Origin of the sequence: Paracoccus denitrificans, from assembly GCF_900100045.1 — a bacterium.
GTDB lineage: Bacteria > Pseudomonadota > Alphaproteobacteria > Rhodobacterales > Rhodobacteraceae > Paracoccus > Paracoccus denitrificans.
Genome location: NZ_FNEA01000008.1, coordinates 31,407 through 53,767 on the forward strand (window position 1 = coordinate 31,407; position 22,361 = coordinate 53,767).

Consider the following 22,361-nt stretch of genomic DNA (forward strand, 5'->3'; position numbering starts at 1 on the left):
GACAACCCGCCGGAAGAGCCATGGAAGCGTTTGACGCAGGGCTGTTGCCGGGGCAGCATCGGAACAAGGCAATAAGCCGGGCAGGACATGCAGATCTATCTTCCCATCGCCGAAGTGGCGGTCAATGCGCTGACGCTGATCGGTCTTGGCGGCATCGTCGGGCTGATGTCCGGCCTGTTCGGGGTTGGCGGCGGTTTCCTGATCACGCCGCTGCTGTTCTTCATCGGCATTCCGCCGGCTATCGCGGTGGCGACCGGCGCCAATCAGGTCGTGGCCTCGTCCTTTTCCGGCGTGCTGGCGCATGTCAAGCGCAAGACCGTGGATTTCCGCATGGGCTGGGTCTTGCTGGCCGGGGGCCTTGTCGGCTCGTCCGCAGGGGTGTTGCTGTTCAACCTGCTGTCGCGGCTGGGCCAGGTCGACCTGGTGGTGCAGCTTTGCTATGTCGTCTTCCTGGGGCTCATCGGCGCGATGATGCTTCAGGAAAGCCTGCGCGCGCTGCATCGCGCGCGCCGCAGCGGGCCGATCAAGCCGATGCGCCGCCACCAGCACGGCTGGGTCCACAAATGGCCGCTGAAGATGAAGTTCCGCGCCTCGGGGCTTTACATCAGCTCGATCCCGGTGCTGCTGGTCGGCGCCGCGGTGGGCGTTCTGGGTGCGCTCATGGGCGTCGGCGGCGGCTTCATCATGGTGCCGGCGATGATCTATCTGCTGGGCATGCCGACCAAGGTGGTCATCGGCACCTCGCTGTTCCAGATCACATTCCTGTCGGCCTATACCACGCTGATGCATGCGGTCTCGTCGAACACGGTGGACGTGATGCTGGCGGTGCTTCTGATCGTCGGCGGGGTCACCGGGGCGCAAATCGGCACCCATCTGGGCGCGCGGCTGCGGGCCGAGCAGTTGCGCATCCTGCTGGCGCTTCTGGTGCTGGCCGTCTGCGGCAGGCTGGCGCTGGACCTGTTCCTGCGCCCGGACGAGCTTTACTCGATCACGCCGGGGATATTGCGATGAGACGCGCATTTGCCCCGCTGCTGGCCCTGATGCTGCTGGCCCTGCCCTTGGCCGCGCAGCAGGCGCCGGCCCCTGCCCCGCCCTCCGAGCAGATCGTCGCCGGGCTGTCGCGGGACGACGTGGACATCACCACCAGCTTCGACGGCTCCGAGATCATCATCTATGGCGCCATCAAGCGCGAGACACGCATTCCGCAGGGCCACCCGCTGGACGTGATCGTCGCGGTCGAGGGCCCGGCCCAGACCCTGACCGTGCGCCACAAGGAACGCCGGCTGGGCATCTGGATCAATACCGGCCGGGTCAGCATCGGCTCGGCGCCCAGCTTCTATGCCGTGGCGACGACCCGGCCGCTGCACCTGATCCTGCCCCCGGCCGAGGACCAGCGTTACCGCGTCTCGATTCCGCTGGCGATGCGCGCCTTTGCCGGACCGATGGAGGTCGAGGACGCCGTGCCCTATACCGCGGCGCTGATCCGCCTGCGTCAGGCCAACGGGCTTTACCGCCAGGACGACGGCACGGTGCGGCTGGCCGAACAGACGTTGTTCCGCGCCGACGTCCGCCTGCCCGCGAACCTGGTCGAGGGCTTCTACAGCACACGCATCTTCCTGTTGCGCGACGGCCAGGTCATCGACACCTTCCGCGCGCCCATCGAGGTGCGCAAGGTCGGGCTGGAACGCTGGCTCTATCGCCTGGCGCTGGAGCAGCCCTTCATCTACGGCATCATGTCGCTGGCGATCGCGGTGGCGGCGGGCTGGGCCGCCTCGGCCGCGTTCCGGCTGGTCAAGCGTCCCTGACCTCGCCGCGACGGAACGGCCCCATCTCGGCCATGATCGCCATTTCCTCGCCGACGGCCTCGCGCTCGCGTTGCAGGTAATCGGCGATGGCGCCGTGAAAGCCGCGATCCGCAACCCAATGCAGCGAATGGGTCTGGCTGGGCATGTAGCCGCGGGCCAGCTTGTGTTCGCCCTGCGCCCCGGCCTCGACGCGGGGAATGCCATGGGCGATGGCCCAGTCGATGGCCTGGTGATAGCACAGTTCGAAATGCAGGAAGGGGTGGTCCTCGACGCAGCCCCAGTAGCGGCCGTAAAGCGCGTCCCGCCCGATCAGGTTCAGCGCCCCGGCGATGGGGCGGCCGTCGCGCTCGGCCAGGATCAGCAGGCAGTCGTCGCGCATGGTGTGGTGCAGGATGTCGAAAAAGGCGCGCGTCAGATAGGGCCGGCCCCATTTTCGCCCGCCGGTATCCTGGTAGAAGGTCCAGAAGGCGTCCCAATGCCCGGGCCGGATCTGGTCCCCGGTCAGACTGCGGATGCTGCCACCGAAGGCCTGCGCCCGCTCGCGTTCCTTGCGGATCGCCTTGCGCTTGCGCGAGGACAGTTGCGCCAGGAAGTCGTCGAAGCTTTCATAGCCCTGGTTCAGCCAGTGGAACTGTTCGCTGGCGCGGGGCAGAAAGCCGGCCGCCTCGCCCAATTGCGCCTCGGCCTCGGTGCAGAAGGTGACATGCGCGCCCGAAAGGCCCGATTGCTGCGCGAATTGCGCCATGGCCGCCAGCAGCGCGCGCTGCACCGCCGGGCTGGAGGCGATCAGCCGCGGCCCGCTGACCGGGGTAAAGGGCACGGCACATTGCAGCTTGGGATAATAGCGCCCGCCCGCGCGCTCATAGGCCTGCGCCCAGCCGTGGTCAAAGATGTATTCGCCCTGGCTGTGGGTCTTGACATAGCAGGGTGCGACGCCCGCGACCTGCCCGTCCAGCCGCGCGACCAGATGGCTGGGGTGCCAGCCGGTTTCGTCGCCGACCGAGCCGGATTGCTCCAGCGCCGACAGGAAGCGATGCGTGGTAAAGGGATTGGCGCCCGCCCCGCAGCCGTCCCATTCGGCGGCGTCGATCCCGGAAATCGCAGGCAGGACGGAAACGGCAAGCTCGCTCATGGCGGGAAACATAGGCGCGGGCGCGGCGATTGTCAGGGCTTGGCGGGCAGGTAATGCTCGAATGTGATATTGTCGGCCACGCGGCGGGCAATCGCCTCTTCCTTGGGCGAACACACGGTCCAGCACAGCACCGGCACGCCCCGCGCCTTCAGCGCCGCCACCGCCGGATTGTCCAGGTCCGTGCGGTCATGCGAGATGAAGCTGGCCCCGACGCGGTCGAAATCGGCGATCGCCGCCAGATGCGCGCGGGTGGCCTCGTCCAGCATCGGCCAGTCCCAGGCCTCATAGCCGCAGGTGGTCAGCCCCACCGTCACCCCCGGCGCCGCGGCATGGAAGGCCGCCACCGCATGCGGGTTGAAGGACATGACCGCGACCGGCCCGTCATAGCCGGAAAGCAGCCGCGCCACCTCGGCCTGCAGATCGCCGACCTCGGCCGAGATGCGCAGGCTCTGGTCCTTGATCTCGATCAGCAGCGGCACCCTGCCCGCAACCTCGTCCAACAATTCGGCAAGCGTCGGGATGGGTTCGGCGCTGCCCATGATGCGCAATTGCGACAAGGCGTCGATGCCCAGGGCGCTGACCAGCCCCTCGGCCCCGGTCAGGCGCGGCAGGTCGTCGTCGTGAAAGACCAGCGCCGTGCCGTCCGAGGCGCGCTGGATGTCGCATTCGATGCCGTAGCCGGCAGCGATGGCGGCGCGGAACGCCGCCATGCTGTTTTCCGGCACGCCCGGCCCGTGCAGCCCACGATGAGCGATGGGCAAGCGCAGGAAATCCGGGGCAAGGCGCATCAGGCGAACTCGAAGATCGCCTCGACCTCGACCGCAACGCCGCGCGGCAGGGCCGGAGCCGAAACGGCGGCGCGAGCATGGCGGCCCTTGTCGCCGAACACCTCGACCATCAGGTTCGAACAGCCGTTGATGACCTCGGGCTGGTCGGTGAATTCCGGCGTCGAGTTGACAAAGCCGGTCAGCTTGACCACGCGCACCACCCGGTCCAGCGACCCCAGCGCCGCCCGCGCCTGCGCCAAGAGCGCCAGGCCGCAGCCGCGCGCCGCCTCGGCGCCCTCCTCGACCGCCAGATCGGCGCCCAGGCGGCCCTTGGCCGGGCTGATCTGGCCCGAGACGAACAGCAGGTTGCCCGTGATCACATAGGGCACGTAATTCGCGGCCGGCGCGGGTGCGTCGGGCAGCGTGATCCCCAGCTCTGCCAGTTTCGTCTCGATGGACATGCTATCCTCCTACCAGTCGATGAAGTCGCGGAAATCGCTCAGCACGATGCGCCAGGTGTCCAGCGCATCGTCGAAATTCTTGCGTCCGATGCCGTCGCCTGCAACCCCGATATCCATCTCGATGAAGGGATCGCCGGTTTCGTCCAGCCAGACCTTGCCGAACCGCTTTTCGCGGTTCCAGCGGTTCGCCATGCTTTCGGACATCGAATCGTCCAGATCGAACCCGGCCGAGAACTGGATCGCGGCGCAGGTCTTTTCGCATTGGTAGAAATAGACCTGAAAGCTGGTGCCGTCGATGCGGCTTTCGATCAGCGGATCGCCGGCGGCGTCGGTCGTCAGCTTGGTCGGCAGGCCGAAATCCATCATCATCAGGCGAATCACCTCGGGATCGCCCATGACCTGTGCCTGCGCCGCGGGCGCCTGCATCAGCGCCGCCAGCACAAGGGGAACCAAGGTTCGCATCATTTTCTCCGTCACGGAATCGCGCGCTGATTACCGCTTTGCGCGTCAGGCCACCAGAGCTTCCGCGCGTTTCAGATCGACGCTGACCAACTGGCTGACGCCCTGTTCGACCATGGTCACGCCGAACAGCCGGTCCATGCGCGACATGGTGACGGCATGGTGCGTGATCACAAGAAAGCGCGTCTCGGTCCGCCGGGTCATCTCGTCCATCAGGTCGCAGAACCGGGTGACGTTGGCATCGTCGAGCGGCGCGTCCACCTCGTCCAGCACGCAGATCGGCGCCGGATTGGCAAGGAAGACCGCAAAGATCAGCGCCAACGCCGTCAGCGTCTGCTCGCCACCCGACAAAAGGCTGAGCGTGCTGAGCTTTTTGCCCGGAGGCTGGCACATGATCTCCAGCCCCGCCTCCAGCGGGTCGTCGGATTCGACCAGCACCAGCCGCGCCTCGCCGCCCCCGAAAAGATGCGTGAACAGCGTGGTGAAATTGGCGTTCACCGTGTCGAAGGCGGCCAGCAAGCGCTCGCGTCCCTCGCGGTTCAGGCTGCCGATGCCCTGGCGCAGCTTGCGGATCGCCTCGGTCAGGTCCTCTTTCTCGGTCGCCAGCCGGTCGCGCTCGGTCTCAAGCTCGCGCTTGTCCTCGTCGGCACGCAGGTTGACCGCGCCCAGCGCGTCGCGTTGCTGGCGCAGCCGGGCGATCTGGTCCTCCAGCGCCTCGGGAGCGATCTCCTCGACCTCGCCCAGAGATTCCAGCAGCGCCTCGGGCGTGGCCTCAAGCTCTTCGTGGATGCGCAGCCGGGCAGTGGATTCGGCCTCGGTCGCAGCCTCGGCGCGGGCCTCGCGGGCGGCGCGGGTCTCGCGCGCGTCGGATGCCGCGCGCTCGGCCTCGCGCTCGGTCTCGGCGGCGATGCGCAGCGCCTGATCGGCGGCCGACAGCGCATCGCGGGCGCGGGACAGGCGGGCGGCGGCCTGCGCCTCGGCCTCGGTCAGAACGCCGCGACGCTCGGCCAGGATCTCGGGCTGGGCCTCGGCTTCCTCCAGATCCTCCGCGGCCTGCTCGCGGCGGGCGGCGAGTTCGGCAGCACGGGTTCCGGCCTGATCCAGCCGCAGCCGCCAGCCGGATTCCTCCTTGGCGATCTCTTGCAGGCGCCTGGTCCGCGCATTCGCCTCGCGCCGCAGCTCGTCCAGCGCACCACGCCTGGTCAGGGTGGCGATGCGCGCCGCCTCGACCCCGGTGCGGGCATGTTCCAGCGCCGCTGCCGCTGCGCCGCGGTCGGGCAGTTCGGCCAGCACCCGCTCGGCCTCGGTCAGCCGGGCACGTGCGTCCAGTGCATCCTCGCGATGCCGGGCCAGTTCGGCGCGGGCGGATTCGGCGCGGCTTTGCGCCATGGAAAGCTCGGATTCGGCCCGGGTCACGGCGCGCACGGCGTCGGACAGCCCGCGCTCGGCCTCGCGCCTTGCGTCGCGGGCGCGCTTTTCGGCCTCGGTCGCGGCCAGGTGGCGGTCGCGCAGCGCCTGATGCGCGGCCTGCGCATCCCCGGCACGGGCCTGCGCCGCCTCGGCCTGTTCGGTCAGTTCGGCAAGCTGGTTGACCTTTTGCAGATGCAGCGCGGCCGAGGACGCCGCCTCGCCCGCCATCACCCGCATGCCGTCCCAACGAAACAGGTCACCCGCCTGCGTGACCAGCCGCTGGCCGGGGGCCAGCGCCGGTTGCATCGCCGCGCCCATCGCCGCATCCGCGACCAGCCCGACCTGCGACAGCCGGCGGGCCAGCGCCTCGGGCGCCTCGACATGCGGCGACAGCGGAGCGGCGCCCTCAGGCAGCGGCTGCGGCGAGCCATAGGCCGGCAGCAGGTGCCAGCCCGAACCGTCGCCGGCCAGCCCGACGCCCAGATCGTCGCCCAGCGCCGCACCGAAAGCCGCCTCGTAGCCGCGCGCGACCCGCACCAGGTCAAGGATCGAATCGCCGCCCTGCCCGCGCTCCACCAACCGCTTCAGCGCCGCCATCTCGGCACTCAGCGCCGAGACCTCGCCCTCGGCCTCGGCCCTCGCCGCACGGGCGGCGGATTCCTCGGTCTCCAGCGCGGCGCGGGCTTCCTCGGCGTCGGCCAACGCCTCCTCGGCAGCCTCGACGCGCTCGCGGGCTTCCTCCTGCGCTTCCTCGGCGGCTTCGCGGGCGGCATCGGCCTCGGCACCGGCTTCGGTGGCGCGGGCGGCCGCAGCCTCGGCATCATGCGCGGCACGGGTGGCGCGCTCCTGCATCTGCCGCAGGTCATGGACCAGCCGCTCGGCGGATTGGTGGCGGGCGGCAAGACGGGCGGATTCGTCGGTCAACTCGGCCAGCTTGGCCTCGACCTCGCGCAGGGCCTCGGCGGCTTCCTCGGCGGTATTGCCGGCTGCGTCCAACCGTTCCTCATGGCCCTGCCCAGCCTTTTCCAGTTCGCGCCGTTCCCATTCCAGCCGCTCGATCACCTCGCCGGCATCGCGGTTCAGCGCCGATTCGCGCTCGATGTCGCGGTCGAGCTGGGCGATCCGCGCCAGAAGCGTCTGGATGGCCTGGCCGGCGCGGGCCTCGGCCTCGTCCAGCGCCTCGCGCTCGACGGTGGCGCGCGACAGGATGGCGGCGGCGACCTGTTCTTCCTCGCGCAGGGGCGGCAGCTTCGCCTCGGCCTCCTCGCGGGCGGCGATGGCGCGGCGGGCCTCTGCCTCGGCCTCGGCAGCGGCGCGGATCGCCGCACGCAGCGCTTCGGCCGTGGCTGCCTTGGCCTGATCGGCCTCGGCCCAACGGCGATAAAGCAGCACGCCCTCGGCCCGGCGCAGCGCGGCGCCGATCTCGCGATAGCGCGCCGCGGCACGGGCCTGCCGCGCAAGGCTGGCCGCCTGCGTGGAAAGCTGGTCCAGCGTGTCGTCGACCCGCGTCAGGTTCGCCTCGGCCGCGTTCAGCTTCAACTCGGCCTCGTGCCGGCGCTGGTAGAGGCCGGAAATCCCCGCCGCCTCTTCCAGCACCCGCCGCCGCGCCTTGGGCTTGGCATTGATCAGTTCGGAAATCTGCCCCTGCCGCACCAGCGCCGGCGAATGCGCCCCGGTCGAGGCATCCGCGAACAGCATCTGCACGTCGCGCGCCCGCACCTCCTTGCCGTTGATGCGATAGGCGCTGCCGGCGTCGCGGGTGATGCGACGGGTGATGTCCAGCGCATCGCTGTCGTTCATGCCGGCGGGGGCGAGGCGGGCCTTGTTGTCGATGGTCAGCGTGACCTCGGCATGGGCGCGGGCGGAACGCCGCGCGGTGCCGGCAAAGATCACGTCCTCCATCCCCTCGCCGCGCATGGCGGTGGGCCGGTTTTCGCCCATAACCCAGCGCAGCGCCTCGAGCAGGTTCGACTTGCCGCAGCCGTTCGGGCCGACCACGCCGGTCAGGCCCTCGTGGATGACCAGGTCGGTCGGGTCCACGAAGCTTTTGAAACCATTGAGGCGCAGGCGGTCAAAGCGCAATGCGAAGGGTCCACGAAGATCGTTCAAATCCCCCGGATTTTTGGCGATCCTGGGCCTCAAGTCAACACAAACCCCCAGATATGGCGGGGCTTCGGCGGTTATCCACAAGATTTAAGGGTTCACCACAAGAAATACGCTGCTAATCTGGCCGGCATGATTCCCGCGCTTGCCATCATCCTGGTCTTCCAGCTTATCGGAGAGGTTGCCACGCGCAGCCTTGGCCTTTTGCTGCCCGGCCCGGTGCTGGGCCTTTTGCTGCTGGTCCTGTCCTGCAGCCTGCGCCCGGCGCTGGCCGAGATGCTGCGCCCGGTGGTCACCGGCATCCTGGGCCATCTGTCGCTATTCTTCGTGCCGGCGGGCGTCGGCGTGGTGGCGCATCTGGGCCAGTTCCGTAGCGATGGGCTGGCGGTGGCCCTGGCGCTGACCGTATCGACCGCGCTGGCCATCGCGGCTGGGGCGCTGGTGTTCCGCGCCGTGGTGAAACGGATGGGCGGGCCCGAGGAATGACCGACGCGGCGCTGATCTGGAGCTATCTGACGCAAGGGCCGCTTCTGTGGCTGACGGCGACGCTGATCGCCTATTGGCTGGGCGACACCTTCTTTCGGGCCATGGGCCGGCAAAGCTGGGCCAACCCGGTGCTTTGCGCGGTGATCCTGCTGGCCTGCGTGCTGGGGCTGACCGGCACCAGCTACCAGACCTATTTCGAGGGCGCGCAATTCGTGCATTTCATGCTGGGCCCGGCCACGGTGGCGCTGGGAATGCCGCTTTACGACAACCTGCGCCGGGTCAGAAAGGCGCTGCTGCCGCTGGTCGCGGCGCTGCTGGCGGGCTCGGTGACGGCTGTGGTCTCGGCGCTGGCCATCGGCCGGGCCTTCGGGCTGTCCGAGGTGATGCTGGCAAGCCTGGCGCCGAAATCGACCACCGCGCCCGTCGCCATCGGCATCGCCGAGGGGCTGGGCGGAGAGCCCACGATCACCGCCGTCCTGGTGCTGGTCACGGGGATCTTCGGCGCGATCATCGCCACGCCGCTGTTGAATGCGCTGGGGATCCGCGACTGGCGGGCGCGCGGCTTTTCGCTGGGCGTGGCCGCACATGGCATCGGCACCGCCCGCGCCTTTCAGGTGAACGAGACCGCGGGCGCATTCGCCGGCATCGGCATGGGGCTGAACGCGGTGCTGACCTCGATCATCGCGCCGCTGGCGCTGCATCTGTTTCGCTGAGCCGCCCGCCCCTCACTCGATGACCGCGCCGCCCAGTTCTTTCAGCCTCAGGGCGATGTCGCGCGTCGCCTCGGCATGTTTGTCGCAGGCGTCGGGCATGCTGACCTTGTTCAAGGCAGGCTGGAGAAAGTTCGAAAAGTAGTCGTCCATGCTCAGGCCCATGTGGCCGGCAACGGCCTGAGCAGTGCCGGCGATCAGTGCCGCATCGCCGGCACCGACGCCTTCTATCCGGCAGTTGCTCGCGATGAAGTTCGCCAGAGAAAGCTCATGGAGGGACTGGGCGTTGGACAGTTCTTCAATCCCTTGCTCCGGTGGCGTCTGAATCGTGGAAACCATGTTCGCATAGGCCGGATTCGAGGCAATGCCGCTGAGCATGGCCACCAGCCCCACGGTCATGCCCTTCACGCGCAACAGGCTTGCCCCGGCTGTATAGGCGTTGATCATTTCCCGTTCCTGCCACCAGAGAGATTGGGTGCTTGGCATGACGGCAGGCAGCAAATGCCAATGTCAGCCCCGTCCTGCATAGCGGCCACCGCCCGCAACGAAAAAGGCCGCCCCGCAGGACGGCCCAGCCAATGCGCGGCGGACGCGCTTACGCTGCGTCGGCCTCTTCGGCGGCGTGGCGGCGCTCGCTTTCCTCGCGCGACAGCGCGACCGAGGTGCGTACGCCCTTGGCCACGAATTCCATCAGCCCCTTCACGACACGCTCGTTCGGATCGATCCCGGCGCAGGACAGCACCTCGCGCCCGTCGCGCGAGCGTGCCCAACGTGCGATCTGATCGGGCCCGTTGCCGTATTTTTTGTCATCGGCGATCGCATCGTCCAGCGCAGCCAGCACAACGGCCGCAAAAAGCTTGCGGGCCCGCTGTCCCTGTTCGAAATTGAAAGCCGAGCCATCCACGAAATCGCGCATCATCATTATCCTGTTTTTCTTGCGGTGCCCCCGCACCTTGACCAATGCCAAGGTTGCTGCATCATCCTGCCTCATAGGCGGCACTGGCCGGCTTAGCCGATCGGTGCCGTGATTCGGTATGCCTCCCGCCGCATGACCGCCATGCATGGCATGCAAACCCCGGCAGATACGTTGAATAGCTGCCAAAAGCAACGTTCTTGCGACATGCGGAAATTCGCAGGCACCCTTGACAACGCACGAAACGCCTTTCGGTTGCCTTGAGGCACGGCAATGGATATAGGTGCGCGCAATCCCGGTTCAACCCCCGGACCGTCGGAAATTCCCTAATATTTTCAAGGTAATCCCAAATGGCCAGGATCAATGGCAATGAAATCAAGCCCGGCTTCGTGCTGGATCATGACGGCGGGCTGTGGGCGGCGGTCAAGGTGAACCACGTCAAGCCCGGCAAGGGCGGCGCCTTTGCCCAGGTCGAGCTGAAGAACCTGCGCGACGGGCGCAAACTGAACGAACGATTCCGTTCCGAAGACAAGGTCGAGCAGGTCCATCTGGAGACCAAGGACCAGCAATTCCTGTACGAATCGGACGGCAAGCTGGTGTTCATGGACAGCGAGACCTTCGAGCAGACCGAGCTTGACGCCGATCTCCTGGGCGAGCGGCGGCCTTTCCTGCAAGACGGCATGGTGGCCGCTGTCGAATATTACGGCGACGAGGCGCTGTCGGTGCGCATTCCCCAGAAGGTGATCTGCCGCGTGGCCGAGACCGAGCCGGTACTGAACGGCCAGACCGCCGCGAAAAGCTTCAAGCCGGCGATCCTGGACAACGGGCTGCGCATCATGATCCCGCCATTCGTCGGCGCGGACGAGGATATCGTCGTCAATACCGAACTGTTCGAGTATTCCGAACGCGCCTGACCCGGCTTGCCATGCCGCATATGGCCAAGCGCCGCGTGCGGGCATAGGATCGCCTGCAACGCGGTGTCGAACTGGCAATGGGACGGGATGGCAAAGGCGTCCGGAAAGGCGGAAAACGGCGGTCCCGGCAACGGTGAAGTCACCCGGCTTCGCCGCACTTTCCCCGATGCCGATGGGCTGGACCAGGCCCGCGCCGCCATGGACGAGGCGATCGCGCGGCTCGGTCGGCTCGAGAACATCATGCACGAGATGATCCGGGCCGGGCTGGCGCCCACCGTCGGCGGCGGCGAGGGGCTGATCGCCACCGGCCCGCCTGCCGGCCATGCCGCAGCCCGCACCTTGGCCGCCCGCATCGCGGTCCTGGGCAATTGGTCCCAAGCCGCCGGATCGCCGGCGCAAGCATCCGGCCCGGCAACCGAGGCGGACACCGCCGAACCGACGCCGGTTCCCGGCCAGATCTCGCGCCGCATGCTCGACGAACTGGCCGCGATGCTGGGTAAGGCCCATGCGCATCCGCGGGCCGGTCGCGAACTGCGTCCGGTCGACAGCGCGCGCAAGGATACCGCGGCACAGTCCTATCTGCGCCTTGACCGGCACCTGCGCCTGCCGCTCGACAGCGGCTCGAACTATCTTGAGATCGAGCGGTGGCAGGACGGATGCTGGCACCGCACCGGGTTGCGTGCCGTCAAGGACCGCATGGGCGGCATCAAGGTCGATATCGCCCGGCTCGAACGCCTCGCCGGGCCGTTTTCGCCCGAACTGCGCCGGATCCTGGCGCCGGATCCCCGCCCACAGCAGGGCCGGAGCACCAGCCCCGACGACCGCTACGCGCCCGGGCCGCAACGTCGCGACCAAGCGGGGATGGGCCGGATTACAACCGTCATGCATGATGGCGGCGAAGTGACGGAGGAAACCATGGTGCAACCGACCATTCATGTCGCGCATGAGGATTACGGCAGTTCCGGCCGCTATGTCGTCACCCTGCCCGGAATCGAGGGCGAGGCCGAACTGACTTGGCGCGCCGGCGGCCCCGGCATCATCGTCGCCGACCACACCTATGCGCCCGACGCCATGCGCGGCTCGGGCGCCGCCGCCGCGCTGGTGCGGCGGCTGGTGGCGGATGCACGGGCGCGCGGCGTGCTGATCGTGCCGGCCTGCAGCTATGTGCGCGCCCAGTTCGACCGCCATCCCGACTGGTCCGATCTGCGCGCCGACGCCTGAACCACGCTGCCTTGCCTGCAAACCGGATGCCGCTCATGTTGGCGCAAACCTTCATATCAGTTTCGATATGCAAACTCACTTTCTGCATAATTGACGGACATATGACCCAGGACTAGCCTCACGGTCGGACTGGCGGTTCGCAACCGCCGCCGCGGCTCGGAGGCCCGATTTTTCCGCGCCGCGCAAGAAGGGGGAGCACCGGCTGGGCCATGCCGTGGAGGCGGCCGCCACCCGGGCAATATCGACAGGGAGGAAACATGCTGAACCTGAGGAAATACGCCCTGGCTCTGGCCTCGGCGGCGGCGCTTTCGCTGCCCGGCATCGCCGTGGCCGAGGGCATGGTCGGGATCTCGATGCCGACCAAGACCTCGGCGCGCTGGATCGACGACGGCAACAACATGGTCAAGCAGTTCCAGGACGCGGGCTACCAGACCGACCTGCAATATGCCGACGACGACATCCCCAACCAGCTGGCGCAGATCGAGAACATGATCACCAAGGGCGTCAATGTGCTGGTGATCGCCGCCATCGACGGCACCACGCTGTCGAACGCGCTGGCCAATGCGAAGGCCGCCGACATCAAGGTCATCGCCTATGACCGGCTGATCCGCGACACACCCGACATCGACTATTACGCCACCTTCGACAACTTCAAGGTCGGGGTGGAACAGGCGACCACGCTGGTCGACGGGCTGAAGGAACGCTTTCCGGACATGAAGCCCTGGAATGTCGAGCTGTTCGGCGGCAGCCCGGACGACAACAACGCCTATTTCTTCTATGACGGCGCCATGTCGGTCCTCCAGCCGCTGATCGACGACGGCTCGGTCGTGATCGCCTCGGGACAGATGGGCATGGACAAGGTGGGCACGCTGCGCTGGGATCCGGCCACGGCCCAGGCACGCATGGACAACATCCTGTCGGCGAACTACACCGACAAGCCGCTGCACGGGGTTCTGTCGCCCTATGACGGGCTGTCCATCGGCATCCTGTCGTCGCTGAAGGGCGTCGGCTACGGCTCGGGCGACTTGGCCATGCCCATCGTGACCGGCCAGGACGCCGAGATCCAGTCGGTCAAGTCGATCAAGTCCGGCGAGCAATACTCCACCATCTTCAAGGACACCCGCGAGCTGGCCAAGGTCACCGTCGGCATGGTCAACGCCATGATGAAGGGCGAAGAGCCCGAGGTGAACGATACCGAAAGCTATGACAACGGCGTCAAGACCGTGCCCTCCTATCTGCTGGAGCCGGTGGCCGTGACCGAAAGGAATCTCGAAGAGGTGCTGGTCGGTTCGGGCTATTATACCGAGGACCAGTTGAAGTGACCGGGTGCCGCCGCAGGTTTCTTGCGGCGGCGCGATCCGCGTGACCGCAAGGGGTGGCCATGGACGCGATTCTGGAAATGCGGGGGATCACCAAGGAATTCCCCGGCGTGAAGGCCCTCGACAATGTCAACATGGCCGTCCGGCGCGGCGAGATCCGCGCACTGGTCGGCGAGAACGGCGCCGGGAAATCCACGCTGATGAAGGTGCTGTCGGGCGTCTATCCGCATGGCAGCTATCAGGGCGAGATCCTCTATGACGGCCGGCCCGTGGCCAATCGCTCGATCAGGGACAGCGAGGAACAGGGCATCGTCATCATCCACCAGGAACTGGCGCTGGTGCCGCAGATGTCCATTGCCGAGAACATCTTCCTGGGCAACGAGATCGCGACGCGCGGCATCATCGACCGGCGCGAGACCAACCGCCGCACCGCCGAGCTGCTGGCCCAGGTGGGCCTGCGCGAAAGCCCGGAAACCAAGGTCGGCAGCCTGGGCATGGGCAAGCAGCAACTGATCGAGATCGCCAAGGCGCTGTCGAAAAAGGTCGACCTGCTGATCCTGGACGAGCCGACCTCGTCCCTGAACGAGAACGACAGCGATGCGCTGCTGCGCCTGCTTGCCGGATTTCGCGACCGGGGCATGACGGCGATCCTGATCTCGCACAAGCTCAACGAGATCAGCCAGGTCTGCGACAGCATCACCGTGCTGCGCGACGGCGCGACGGTGGCGCATCACGACGGCATGGTCGAGGAATCGCGCATCATCCGCGACATGGTCGGCCGCTCGATGAGCGACCGCTATCCGTCGCGCCAGCCGAAGGTCGGCGAGGTGGTGATGCAGGTGCGCGACTGGACCGTCGCCGATCCGGCGCGCGACGGCCGCCTGCTGGTCAAGGGCGCCGGCTTCGACCTGCGGCGCGGCGAGGTTCTGGGCATCGCCGGCCTGATGGGGGCTGGCCGCACCGAACTGGCGATGAGCCTGTTCGGCCGCTCGATGGGCGATTGGAAATCCGGCTCGGTCACGCTGCACGGCAAGCCGGCCGACCTGTCCACCGTGCCGCGCGCGATCCGCGCCGGCCTTGCCTATGTGACCGAGGACCGCAAGTCGCTGGGCCTGGTGCTGGACGACACGATCCGCCGCAACATCCCGCTGGCGAACCTTGCCGGCATCTCGACCCGCGGCGTGGTGGACCGCCAGCGCGAGGGGGCGGTGGCGCGCGACTATCGCCAGCGGATCAACATCCGCTCGCCCTCGGTCGAAAGCCGCACGATGAACCTGTCGGGCGGCAACCAGCAAAAGGTGGTGCTGGCGAAATGGCTGTTCGCCGAGCCCGAAATCCTGATCCTGGACGAACCGACGCGCGGCATCGACGTGGGCGCGAAATACGAGATCTACACCATCATCCGCGATCTGGCCGCCGCCGGAAAGTCGATCATCGTCATCTCGTCGGAAATGCCCGAGCTTCTGGGCATCACCGACCGCATCCTGGTGATGAACGAGGGCCGGCTGGTCGGCGAGATGCCGACGGCCGAGGCGACGCAGGAACGCATCATGCAGGTCATCATCCGCTCGGGCCACGACCTGACCGACGAAACCGTCACCCCCGAGGAAATCGAGGCAGAGGCCGCCCATGTCTGACACCACCACCGACCGCCGCGGCGACACCTTCGGCTTCATCCGCCGCAACATCCGCGAATACGGCATCCTTTTCGCGCTGATCGTCATCATGGCCTTTTTCCAGGTAGTGACCGGCGGCATCCTGTTCCGGCCGGTGAACCTGACCAACCTGTTCCTGCAAAACAGCCATATCGTCATCATGGCGGTCGGCATGCTGCTGGTCATCGTCGCCGGCCATATCGACCTGTCGGTCGGCTCGGTCGCGGCCTTCGTCGGCGCGCTTTCGGCGCTGATGATCGTCCGGCTGGGCCTGCCGATCCCGGTCGTCGTGGTGCTGAGCCTGGCCGCAGGCGCGGTGATCGGCGGCATCCAGGGCTATTGGATCGCCTATTGGAAGATCCCCAGCTTCATCGTCACCCTGGCCGGGATGCTGGTGTTCCGCGGCCTGACCATGTGGATCCTGCAAGGCCAGTCGATCGGCCCCTTTCCGCGCGAATTCCAGATGATCGCCTCGGGGTTCATTCCCGACCTCTTCGGCCCGGACAAGCCCAACACGCTGTCGCTGATCCTGGGCTGGGGCGCAGCGCTGGCGATCCTGTGGCTGCAGATCCGCGGCCGCAAGCGCGAGGAGGCGGTGGGCATCGTGGACGAGCCGTTCGCCTTTTTCGCCGCCAAGAACGCGCTGATCTTCCTGGCGCTGGTCTGGATGACCTGGGTGCTGGCGAATTTCCGCGGCCTGCCCAACGTCTTCATGGTCATGGCGGTGCTGGTCGCGCTTTACGCCTTCGTGTCCGAACGCACCACCATCGGCCGGCGCATCTATGCCATCGGCGGCAATGCCAAGGCCGCCAAGCTGTCGGGCATCAATTCCGAGCGAGTGGTGTTCCTGACCTTCATGAACATGGGGATGCTGGCGGCGCTGGCCGGGATCGTGGTCTCGGCCCGGCTGAACTCGGCCACGCCCAAGGCCGGCGTGGGGTTCGAGCTTGACGTGATCGCGGCGGTGTTCATCGGCGGCGCCTCGATGGCGGGCGGCGTCGGCACGGTGATCGGCGCGGTCGTCGGCGCCTTCATCATGGGGGTGATGAACAACGGCATGTCCATCCTGGGCATCGGCATCGACTATCAGCAGGTCATCAAGGGGCTGGTGCTGATGGCCGCGGTGATCTTCGACGTGTCGAACAAGAGCAAGTCGTGACCCCCAACTGGATCGCCGTCGACTGGGGCACCACAAGGCTGCGCGCCTGGGCCATGCGGGATGCGCAGCCGCTGGGCGCCCGCAGTTCGGATCGCGGCATGAGCGCGCTGACGCCTACGGAATTCGAGCCGGCGCTGCTCGACCTGATCGCCGACTGGCTGCCCGCGACCGGCCGGATGCGCGTCGTCGCCTGCGGCATGGTCGGCGCCCGCGGCGGCTGGGCCGAGGCGAGCTATCGCGCCATCCCCTGCCCGCCCATCGACCCGCGCCGCGCCACGAGCATTCCCACCCGCGACCCGCGGCTGGATGTCCGCATCCTGCCCGGCCTGTCGCAGGCCGAGCCGCCCGACGTCATGCGCGGCGAGGAAACCCAGATCGCCGGCTTCCTGGCCGGGCACCCGGATTTCGAGGGCGCGCTCTGCCTGCCCGGCACCCACAGCAAATGGGTCCGCCTGTCGCGGGGCCGGGTCGAACGCTTTCGCAGCTTCATGACCGGAGAGATCTTCGCGCTGCTTGCCGGCCAATCGGTGCTGCGGCTGACCATCGGCACGGCGCGACCCGACCCGACGGCCGTTGTCCAGGCAGGGGCCCAGGCGCTGGCCGATCCCCATGCCGCGCAATCGGGGCTGTTTGCCCTGCGCGCCGCCGCCCTGCTGCGGGGCCTCGCGCCGGAGCAGGCGGCGGGGCGGCTTTCGGGCCTGCTCATCGGCGCCGAACTGGCCGCCGCGCGGGATTTCTGGCAGGACGCCCCGACCGTGATCGTCGGCGCGCCGGATCTGGCGCGGCTTTACGAAACCCTGCTGCTGGCAGCGGGCGCCAGGACATGCCAGAAAGACGCAAGCGCCCTGGTCCTGGCCGGCCTTGCCGCCGCCCGCCTCGACTTGCCGGAGGACACATGACCCAGCCCATCATCGCCATCCTGCGCGGCCTGACCCCGGCCGAGGCCCTGCCCGTCGCCCGCGCCCTGGTCGCTTCCGGCATCGACCGGATCGAGGTGCCGCTGAACTCGCCCGATCCGCTGGACAGCATCCGGCTGATGGCAGCGGCACTGGACGGACAGGCGACCATCGGCGCCGGAACCGTGCTGACGGTGGACCAGGTCGCGCAGGTGGCCGATGCGGGCGGGCGGATGATCGTCTCACCCAACACCGATCCGGCGGTGATCCGCGAGACGAGGGCGCGCGGCCTGCAATCCTGGCCCGGCGTCTTTACCGCCACCGAATGCTTTGCCGCCATCGCCGCCGGTGCGACCGGGCTGAAGCTGTTTCCCGCCGACCAGGCCGGCACCGGCATGCTGAAGGCGCTGCGCGCGGTACTGCCGCCCGACCTGCCGGTCTATGCCGTGGGCGGTGCCGGCCCGGGGAATTTCGTCGAATGGCTGGACGCCGGGGCGCAGGGCTTCGGCATCGGCAGCGCGCTCTATCGTCCCGGCGACGGGCCCGAGACAGTTGGCGCCCGCGCGCGCGAAATCGTGGCGGCGCTGCGGGCCTGCGCATGAGCGCACAGGTCTTCGACCCCCGCATCTGCGAGCTGGGCGAAGGCGCCTTCTGGCATCCTGAGCGCGCCCAGCCCTTCTGGTTCGACATCCTCGGCCGCCGGCTCCTGTCGCGGCAGGACGGGGCCGAGCTGGAATGGCGCTTCGACGAGATGGTCTCGGCCGCCGGCTGGATCGACCGCGACCACCTGCTGATCGCCAGCGAAACCGCGCTCATCCGCTTCGACCTGCGCGACGGCCGGCAGGAACGGCTGGTCGCACTGGAAGCCGACCGGCCCGGCAACCGCTCGAACGACGGGCGGGCCGATCCTTTCGGCGGCTTCTGGCTCGGCACGATGGCACGCGATGCCAAGGCTGGAAAAGGCGCGATCTATCGGTATCTTGAAGGAGAGCTACGCCTGCTGCGGGGAAACATGTCCATCCCGAACGCGATCTGCTTTTCTCCTGACGGGCGCCGGGCCTATTTCGCCGACACCGCCGCCCAGACTGTCTGGTCGCAGGACCTGGACGAGCGGGGCTGGCCCCGCACCGAGGCCCGCGTCTTCCTGGACCTGGCCGGCACCGACCAATTCCCCGACGGCGCCGTCACCGACGAGCAGGGCCGGTTCTGGAACGCGCGCTGGGGCAGCGGCTCGGTCGCCTGCCATGCCCCGGACGGCAGCCTGCTTCGCCGCCTGACCCTGCCAGCCAGCCAGCCCAGTTGCCCGGCCTTCGCCGGCCCGGATCTTTCGCAGCTAATCGTGACCAGCGCCGCCGAGGGCCGGCACGGTCCCGAGGATGGCCGCACCTGGCTTCTGGATCCGGGCACCCGGGGCCGGCCAGAGCCGCGGGTCAAGGCATGATGCCCCGCAAGTTCGGCATGCTTCCCGATGGCCGGCCAGTGATGCAGGCGACGATCTCGGGCCACGGGCTGACGGCCTCGATCATCACGCTGGGCGCCTCGCTCCAGGATCTGCGGCTGTCTGGGGTGGGGCATTCGCTGGTGCTGGGCTTTCCCCGGTTGGAGCCCTATCTGGACGAAGGCCGCTATTTCGGCGCTGTGGTCGGGCGCCATGCCAACCGCATCGCGCATGGCCGCGCCGTGATCGACGGGCAGGATCTGCAACTGGATCGCAACCAGGACGGGCGCCATCTGCTGCACGGCGGCCATGACGGCTGCGGCACCCGCAACTGGATGCTGGCCGATTGGGACGAAAGCTCGGTGGCGCTGGCCGATTACCTGCCCGCGGGGCATATGGGCTTTCCCGGCGCCATGCTGATCCGCGCCACCTGGTCCATCCTGCCCGGCCCGACCCTGATGCTGACGATCCTCGCCACCTCGGACGAGGCCACCTTCTGCAATTTCGCCCAGCACAGCTATTTCAACCTCGACGGCGCGGAAACCGTGTCGGACCACCGGCTGGCCATCCCGGCCGAGACCTATCTGCCGGTGGACGGGGACATGATCCCGCTGGGCGACCCCGCCCCGGTCCAGGGCACGCATCTGGACTTCCGCGCCCCGGTCGCCCTGGGCGAACGGCTGGGCGGGCCGCGCATCGACCACAACCTCTGCGTCTCGTCCCGGCGCCGGATCATGCCGCGCAAGGTCGCGATGCTCCGGGCGGGCGGGCTGATGATGAGCCTGCGCTCGACCGAGCCGGGGCTCCAGGTCTATCCCGGCGAGCATCTGGCGCCCGGCGCGCCGGGCCTAAACGGAAGGCCCTATGGCCGCCATGCCGGCATCGCGCTGGAATCGCAGCTCTGGCCCGATGCGCCCAACCATGCCGACTATCCCTCGGCGCTGCTGGGGCCGGGCGAGCTCTACCGCCAAAGCACGGTGATGAGCTTTTGCCGCAGCCCGAAAGGTTGACGCAAGATCAAGGATAGAACTAATGCGGGTTCAGGGAGGATTCATGGACCCCGCATCGACCGAAGCCCTATCCGCCACGGGCGGGCAAGCGCCCTTCGCGGCGCAATTGCACGCCCGCCTGCGCCAGCGCATCATCCGCGGCGAACTGCCGCCCGGCACGCGCCTCTCCGAACAGGAGATCGCCGACCAATGCGCCCTGTCGCGCCAGCCGGTGCGCGAAGCCTTCATCCGCCTTGCCGGAGAGGGGCTGCTGGAGGTCCGGCCGCAGCGCGGCACCTTCGTCACCCGCATCGACATGGAATGGGTGCTCTGCACGCGCTTCATCCGCGAATCGGTCGAATCCGACATCGCGCGCCTGGCCGCCGCCCGCGCGCAACCGCAGGACCGCGAGGCGCTGTCCCGCCAGATCGCCCGGCAGGAGGCCGAGACCGAGCCGGCGGCACTGGCGCAGCTGGACGAGGAATTCCACGCCACCCTGGCAGGGATCGCCGGCAAGGCGATGGTCTGGAACCACCTGCACCAGATGAAGATGCATCTCGACCGCGCCCGCCACCTGCTGACGGCGATGACGCCCAAGGACACCATGCTGGCCCAGCACCGCGACGTGGCCGAGGCCATCGCCGCGGGCGACCCCGACCGCGCCGAGGCCGCCATCCGCCAGCACCTGCGCCGCGTTCTGCTGGACCTGCCGGGGGTGCTGCGGCTGTCGCCGGACTACTTCACCAAGACCGACACGCTGGCGGAAACGCTGGCCGCCGAAGCCTGACGGCCTTCTTCGTTCTGCAAATACTCCGGCACCCGCGCCGTCAGTCGCTGCGCCGCACCCTCTGGCGCTGCTCGCCCAGACCCTCGATGCCCAGCCGCATGACCTCGCCGCCCCGCAGGAACACCGGCGGCGTCGCGCCCATGCCGACGCCGGGCGGCGTGCCGGTGGTGATTACATCCCCGGGCATCAGCGTCATCAGCCGCGAGCAATAGGCCACGATCTCGGCCACGCCGAAGATCATCGTCGCGGTCGAACCCTGCTGGCGACGCAGCCCGTCCACCTCCAGCCACAGCTCCAGCGCCTGCGGATCGGGCACCTCGTCGCGCGTGACCAGCCAGGGACCGATCGGGCCGAAGGTGTCGAACCCCTTGCCCTTGTCCCAGGTGCCGCCGCGCTCGGCCTGCCATTCGCGCTCGCTCACGTCGTTGACCACGCAATAGCCCGCGACATGCTCCAGCGCCATCGCCTCGGACACATGGCTCGTGCGGGCGCCGATGACCACGCCCAGCTCGACCTCCCAATCGGTCTTTTGCGCGCCCGGCGGGATCACCACGTCGTCGTCCGGGCCGATGATGCAGCTGGTCCATTTGTTGAACACCACCGGTTCGGCCGGCACCGGCAGCCCGGCCTCGGCGGCATGGTCGGCATAGTTCAGCCCGATGGCGACGAATTTCGGCACCTGGCCCACGCAGGGCCCCAGCCGCGGCTGGCCCGAGACGATGGGCAGCCCGTCCAGGTCCAGCGCCGCGATCCCGGCCAGCCCCTCGGGCTCCAGCACCGCGCCGGCGATATCGGCGACATGGGCCGACAGGTCGCGGATGCGGCCCTCGCCGTCCAGAAGCCCCGGCTTTTCCCGGCCCGGCGGGCCATAGCGCAGCAGTTTCATCCCTTATCCTTTCGCATGTCCAAGACTGTTCAGCCGCGCCCGACAAAGGGCATGTTGGTCGCCATCACCGTCATATGTAGCACGTTGGCGCCTTCGGGCAGGCTGGCCATGTGCAGCACCGCCTCGGCCACGTTCGCCGCATCCATCACCGGCTCGGGCCGGATCGAGCCGTCGGCCTGCGGCGCGCCCTGCGTCGCCACGGCCGATATCATCTCGGTCGCGGCATTGCCGGCGTCGATCTGGCCGCAGGCGATGTTATAGGGGCGGCCGTCCAGCGCCAGCGTCCGCGTCAACCCCGTCACCGCATGTTTCGAGACCGTATAGGGCACCGAGCCGGGACGCGGTGCCTCGGCCGCGATCGAGCCGTTGTTGATGATCCGCCCGCCCATCGGCTGCTGCCGCCGCATCTGGCGAAAGGCGGCGCGGGCGCACAGGAACATGCCGTCGATGTTCACCCCGGCGATGTCGCGCCATTCCTGCCAGGAAATCTCGTCGATCAGGCGCGAGATCAGGATGGCGCCGGCATTGTTGAACAGCACGTCCAGCCGTCCCCATTCCGCCACCGCGCGGGCAAAGGCGGCATCGACCGCCGCCTCGTCCGTCACGTCGCAAGGCAGGACCAGCGCATCCGGGTGGCCCGCCGCCGTCTCGGCCAAGGCCGCCTCGCGCCGGCCGATCAGCCCGACGCGCCAGCCGGCCTCCAGGAACCGCCGGGCGGTCAGCCGGCCGATACCGCTGCCGCCGCCGGTGATCAGGATGGTTTTCATCTTTCGCGCCCCCTCGCCCTTCATGGCGCGGATGCTAGCGGCATGACCCCGCAAGGAAAAGGGCCGCCCGAAAGGCGGCCCCAC

23 protein-coding genes are annotated in these 22,361 nt (G+C 68.2%); 14 read left to right on the plus strand and 9 right to left on the minus strand.

The features are described 5' to 3' along the window. Positions 1–87 precede the first annotated feature (87 nt). Together BLT64_RS08345 and BLT64_RS08350 are read left to right on the plus strand one after the other, a co-directional pair. Positions 88–1,011 carry a sulfite exporter TauE/SafE family protein gene (locus BLT64_RS08345; RefSeq protein ID WP_011749007.1) on the plus strand — a complete coding sequence of 308 codons (924 nt, stop codon included), beginning with the start codon at positions 88–90 and terminating at the stop codon, positions 1,009–1,011. Then, entirely contained in the window at positions 1,008–1,805 is a 798-nt protein-coding gene (locus BLT64_RS08350) for a TIGR02186 family protein (RefSeq protein WP_011749008.1), read from the plus strand. Before BLT64_RS08345 ends, BLT64_RS08350 begins: the two co-directional genes overlap by 4 nt. Here the strand turns inward: BLT64_RS08350 and BLT64_RS08355 are convergent. From BLT64_RS08355 to BLT64_RS08375, 5 genes are read right to left on the minus strand one after another with little or no spacing between them, the layout of a single operon-like run. After that, positions 1,792–2,937 carry a GNAT family N-acetyltransferase gene (locus BLT64_RS08355; RefSeq protein ID WP_041530305.1) on the minus strand — a complete coding sequence of 382 codons (1,146 nt, stop codon included), beginning with the start codon at positions 2,935–2,937 and terminating at the stop codon, positions 1,792–1,794. The two genes, BLT64_RS08350 and BLT64_RS08355, sit on opposite strands and share 14 nt — an antisense overlap. A gap of 32 nt (positions 2,938–2,969) precedes the next feature. Next, positions 2,970–3,725, minus strand: coding sequence for a glycerophosphodiester phosphodiesterase family protein (locus BLT64_RS08360; protein ID WP_011749010.1), 756 nt, complete (start codon positions 3,723–3,725; stop codon positions 2,970–2,972). Further along, the gene (locus tag BLT64_RS08365; protein WP_011749011.1) at positions 3,725–4,165 is read right to left on the minus strand and encodes a RidA family protein; all 441 of its coding nucleotides are present in this window, start codon (positions 4,163–4,165) and stop codon (positions 3,725–3,727) included. Before BLT64_RS08365 ends, BLT64_RS08360 begins: the two co-directional genes overlap by 1 nt. Positions 4,166–4,174: 9 nt before the next feature. After that, positions 4,175–4,627 carry a YbjN domain-containing protein gene (locus BLT64_RS08370; protein WP_011749012.1) on the minus strand — a complete coding sequence of 151 codons (453 nt, stop codon included), beginning with the start codon at positions 4,625–4,627 and terminating at the stop codon, positions 4,175–4,177. A gap of 45 nt (positions 4,628–4,672) precedes the next feature. Next, on the minus strand, positions 4,673–8,116 hold the full coding sequence (locus BLT64_RS08375) for a chromosome segregation SMC family protein (protein ID WP_041529994.1): 3,444 nt from the start codon (positions 8,114–8,116) through the stop codon (positions 4,673–4,675). 153 nt (positions 8,117–8,269) lie between these two features. On the opposite strand from BLT64_RS08375, the gene BLT64_RS08380 reads away from it, so the two are divergent. Together BLT64_RS08380 and BLT64_RS08385 are read left to right on the plus strand one after the other, a co-directional pair. Beyond that, positions 8,270–8,623 (plus strand): CidA/LrgA family protein, encoded by a 354-nt coding sequence (locus BLT64_RS08380; RefSeq protein WP_011749014.1) that lies wholly within the window; start codon positions 8,270–8,272, stop codon positions 8,621–8,623. Further along, on the plus strand, positions 8,620–9,336 hold the full coding sequence (locus BLT64_RS08385; RefSeq protein WP_011749015.1) for an LrgB family protein: 717 nt from the start codon (positions 8,620–8,622) through the stop codon (positions 9,334–9,336). The genes BLT64_RS08380 and BLT64_RS08385 overlap by 4 nt, the downstream gene beginning before the upstream one ends. Positions 9,337–9,348: 12 nt before the next feature. Here the strand turns inward: BLT64_RS08385 and BLT64_RS08390 are convergent, their stop codons facing one another. Then, positions 9,349–9,780 (minus strand): hypothetical protein, encoded by a 432-nt coding sequence (locus BLT64_RS08390; RefSeq protein WP_041529995.1) that lies wholly within the window; start codon positions 9,778–9,780, stop codon positions 9,349–9,351. Between the two features lie 148 nt (positions 9,781–9,928). Further along, a complete protein-coding gene (locus BLT64_RS08395) occupies positions 9,929–10,249 on the minus strand; it encodes a DUF6280 family protein (RefSeq protein ID WP_024842734.1) in 321 nt (106 codons plus the stop codon). A gap of 347 nt (positions 10,250–10,596) precedes the next feature. On the opposite strand from BLT64_RS08395, the gene efp reads away from it, so the two are divergent. From efp to BLT64_RS08445, 10 genes are all read left to right on the plus strand, one after another. Beyond that, complete coding sequence (gene efp / locus BLT64_RS08400) at positions 10,597–11,160, plus strand: elongation factor P (protein WP_011749018.1); 564 nt, start codon at positions 10,597–10,599, stop codon at positions 11,158–11,160. A gap of 87 nt (positions 11,161–11,247) precedes the next feature. Next, positions 11,248–12,381, plus strand: a complete 1,134-nt coding sequence (locus BLT64_RS27815; RefSeq protein WP_011749019.1) for a GNAT family N-acetyltransferase — start codon at positions 11,248–11,250, stop codon at positions 12,379–12,381. Positions 12,382–12,638: 257 nt separating this feature from the next. Next, positions 12,639–13,703 (plus strand): multiple monosaccharide ABC transporter substrate-binding protein, encoded by a 1,065-nt coding sequence (gene chvE, locus BLT64_RS08410; protein WP_011749020.1) that lies wholly within the window; start codon positions 12,639–12,641, stop codon positions 13,701–13,703. A gap of 59 nt (positions 13,704–13,762) precedes the next feature. After that, complete coding sequence (gene mmsA, locus BLT64_RS08415; RefSeq protein WP_011749021.1) at positions 13,763–15,337, plus strand: multiple monosaccharide ABC transporter ATP-binding protein; 1,575 nt, start codon at positions 13,763–13,765, stop codon at positions 15,335–15,337. Beyond that, positions 15,330–16,514, plus strand: a complete 1,185-nt coding sequence (gene mmsB, locus BLT64_RS08420; RefSeq protein WP_011749022.1) for a multiple monosaccharide ABC transporter permease — start codon at positions 15,330–15,332, stop codon at positions 16,512–16,514. The genes mmsA and mmsB overlap by 8 nt, the downstream gene beginning before the upstream one ends. Beyond that, on the plus strand, positions 16,511–17,413 hold the full coding sequence (locus BLT64_RS08425; RefSeq protein WP_011749023.1) for a 2-dehydro-3-deoxygalactonokinase: 903 nt from the start codon (positions 16,511–16,513) through the stop codon (positions 17,411–17,413). Before mmsB ends, BLT64_RS08425 begins: the two co-directional genes overlap by 4 nt. After that, entirely contained in the window at positions 17,410–18,012 is a 603-nt protein-coding gene (locus tag BLT64_RS08430) for a 2-dehydro-3-deoxy-6-phosphogalactonate aldolase (RefSeq protein WP_011749024.1), read from the plus strand. The genes BLT64_RS08425 and BLT64_RS08430 overlap by 4 nt, the downstream gene beginning before the upstream one ends. Then, positions 18,009–18,851, plus strand: a complete 843-nt coding sequence (locus tag BLT64_RS08435; protein WP_011749025.1) for an SMP-30/gluconolactonase/LRE family protein — start codon at positions 18,009–18,011, stop codon at positions 18,849–18,851. Before BLT64_RS08430 ends, BLT64_RS08435 begins: the two co-directional genes overlap by 4 nt. After that, a complete protein-coding gene (locus tag BLT64_RS08440) occupies positions 18,848–19,858 on the plus strand; it encodes an aldose epimerase family protein (protein ID WP_011749026.1) in 1,011 nt (336 codons plus the stop codon). The genes BLT64_RS08435 and BLT64_RS08440 overlap by 4 nt, the downstream gene beginning before the upstream one ends. 43 nt (positions 19,859–19,901) lie before the next feature. Continuing rightward, a complete protein-coding gene (locus BLT64_RS08445; protein ID WP_011749027.1) occupies positions 19,902–20,624 on the plus strand; it encodes a GntR family transcriptional regulator in 723 nt (240 codons plus the stop codon). A 40-nt stretch (positions 20,625–20,664) separates the two neighbouring features. On the opposite strand, the gene BLT64_RS08450 is transcribed toward BLT64_RS08445, so the two are convergent. Both BLT64_RS08450 and BLT64_RS08455 read right to left on the minus strand, forming a co-directional pair. Continuing rightward, positions 20,665–21,510, minus strand: a complete 846-nt coding sequence (locus BLT64_RS08450; protein WP_011749028.1) for an ureidoglycolate lyase — start codon at positions 21,508–21,510, stop codon at positions 20,665–20,667. A gap of 29 nt (positions 21,511–21,539) precedes the next feature. Continuing rightward, on the minus strand, positions 21,540–22,277 hold the full coding sequence (locus BLT64_RS08455; protein ID WP_011749029.1) for an SDR family oxidoreductase: 738 nt from the start codon (positions 22,275–22,277) through the stop codon (positions 21,540–21,542). Positions 22,278–22,361 lie beyond the last annotated feature (84 nt).

Bases quoted from the DNA above. Each gene is read 5' to 3' on its own strand.
- BLT64_RS08345 (WP_011749007.1), top strand. From the start codon at position 88: ATGCAGATCTATCTTCCCATCGCCGAAGTGGCGGTCAATGCGCTGACG.
- BLT64_RS08350 (WP_011749008.1), top strand. From the start codon at position 1,008: ATGAGACGCGCATTTGCCCCGCTGCTGGCCCTGATGCTGCTGGCCCTG.
- BLT64_RS08355 (WP_041530305.1), bottom strand. From the start codon at position 2,937: ATGAGCGAGCTTGCCGTTTCCGTCCTGCCTGCGATTTCCGGGATCGAC.
- BLT64_RS08360 (WP_011749010.1), bottom strand. From the start codon at position 3,725: ATGCGCCTTGCCCCGGATTTCCTGCGCTTGCCCATCGCTCATCGTGGG.
- BLT64_RS08365 (WP_011749011.1), bottom strand. From the start codon at position 4,165: ATGTCCATCGAGACGAAACTGGCAGAGCTGGGGATCACGCTGCCCGAC.
- BLT64_RS08370 (WP_011749012.1), bottom strand. From the start codon at position 4,627: ATGCGAACCTTGGTTCCCCTTGTGCTGGCGGCGCTGATGCAGGCGCCC.
- BLT64_RS08380 (WP_011749014.1), top strand. From the start codon at position 8,270: ATGATTCCCGCGCTTGCCATCATCCTGGTCTTCCAGCTTATCGGAGAG.
- BLT64_RS08385 (WP_011749015.1), top strand. From the start codon at position 8,620: ATGACCGACGCGGCGCTGATCTGGAGCTATCTGACGCAAGGGCCGCTT.
- BLT64_RS08390 (WP_041529995.1), bottom strand. From the start codon at position 9,780: ATGATCAACGCCTATACAGCCGGGGCAAGCCTGTTGCGCGTGAAGGGC.
- BLT64_RS08395 (WP_024842734.1), bottom strand. From the start codon at position 10,249: ATGCGCGATTTCGTGGATGGCTCGGCTTTCAATTTCGAACAGGGACAG.
- efp (WP_011749018.1), top strand. From the start codon at position 10,597: ATGGCCAGGATCAATGGCAATGAAATCAAGCCCGGCTTCGTGCTGGAT.
- BLT64_RS27815 (WP_011749019.1), top strand. From the start codon at position 11,248: ATGGCAAAGGCGTCCGGAAAGGCGGAAAACGGCGGTCCCGGCAACGGT.
- chvE (WP_011749020.1), top strand. From the start codon at position 12,639: ATGCTGAACCTGAGGAAATACGCCCTGGCTCTGGCCTCGGCGGCGGCG.
- mmsA (WP_011749021.1), top strand. From the start codon at position 13,763: ATGGACGCGATTCTGGAAATGCGGGGGATCACCAAGGAATTCCCCGGC.
- mmsB (WP_011749022.1), top strand. From the start codon at position 15,330: ATGTCTGACACCACCACCGACCGCCGCGGCGACACCTTCGGCTTCATC.
- BLT64_RS08430 (WP_011749024.1), top strand. From the start codon at position 17,410: ATGACCCAGCCCATCATCGCCATCCTGCGCGGCCTGACCCCGGCCGAG.
- BLT64_RS08435 (WP_011749025.1), top strand. From the start codon at position 18,009: ATGAGCGCACAGGTCTTCGACCCCCGCATCTGCGAGCTGGGCGAAGGC.
- BLT64_RS08440 (WP_011749026.1), top strand. From the start codon at position 18,848: ATGATGCCCCGCAAGTTCGGCATGCTTCCCGATGGCCGGCCAGTGATG.
- BLT64_RS08445 (WP_011749027.1), top strand. From the start codon at position 19,902: ATGGACCCCGCATCGACCGAAGCCCTATCCGCCACGGGCGGGCAAGCG.
- BLT64_RS08450 (WP_011749028.1), bottom strand. From the start codon at position 21,510: ATGAAACTGCTGCGCTATGGCCCGCCGGGCCGGGAAAAGCCGGGGCTT.
- BLT64_RS08455 (WP_011749029.1), bottom strand. From the start codon at position 22,277: ATGAAAACCATCCTGATCACCGGCGGCGGCAGCGGTATCGGCCGGCTG.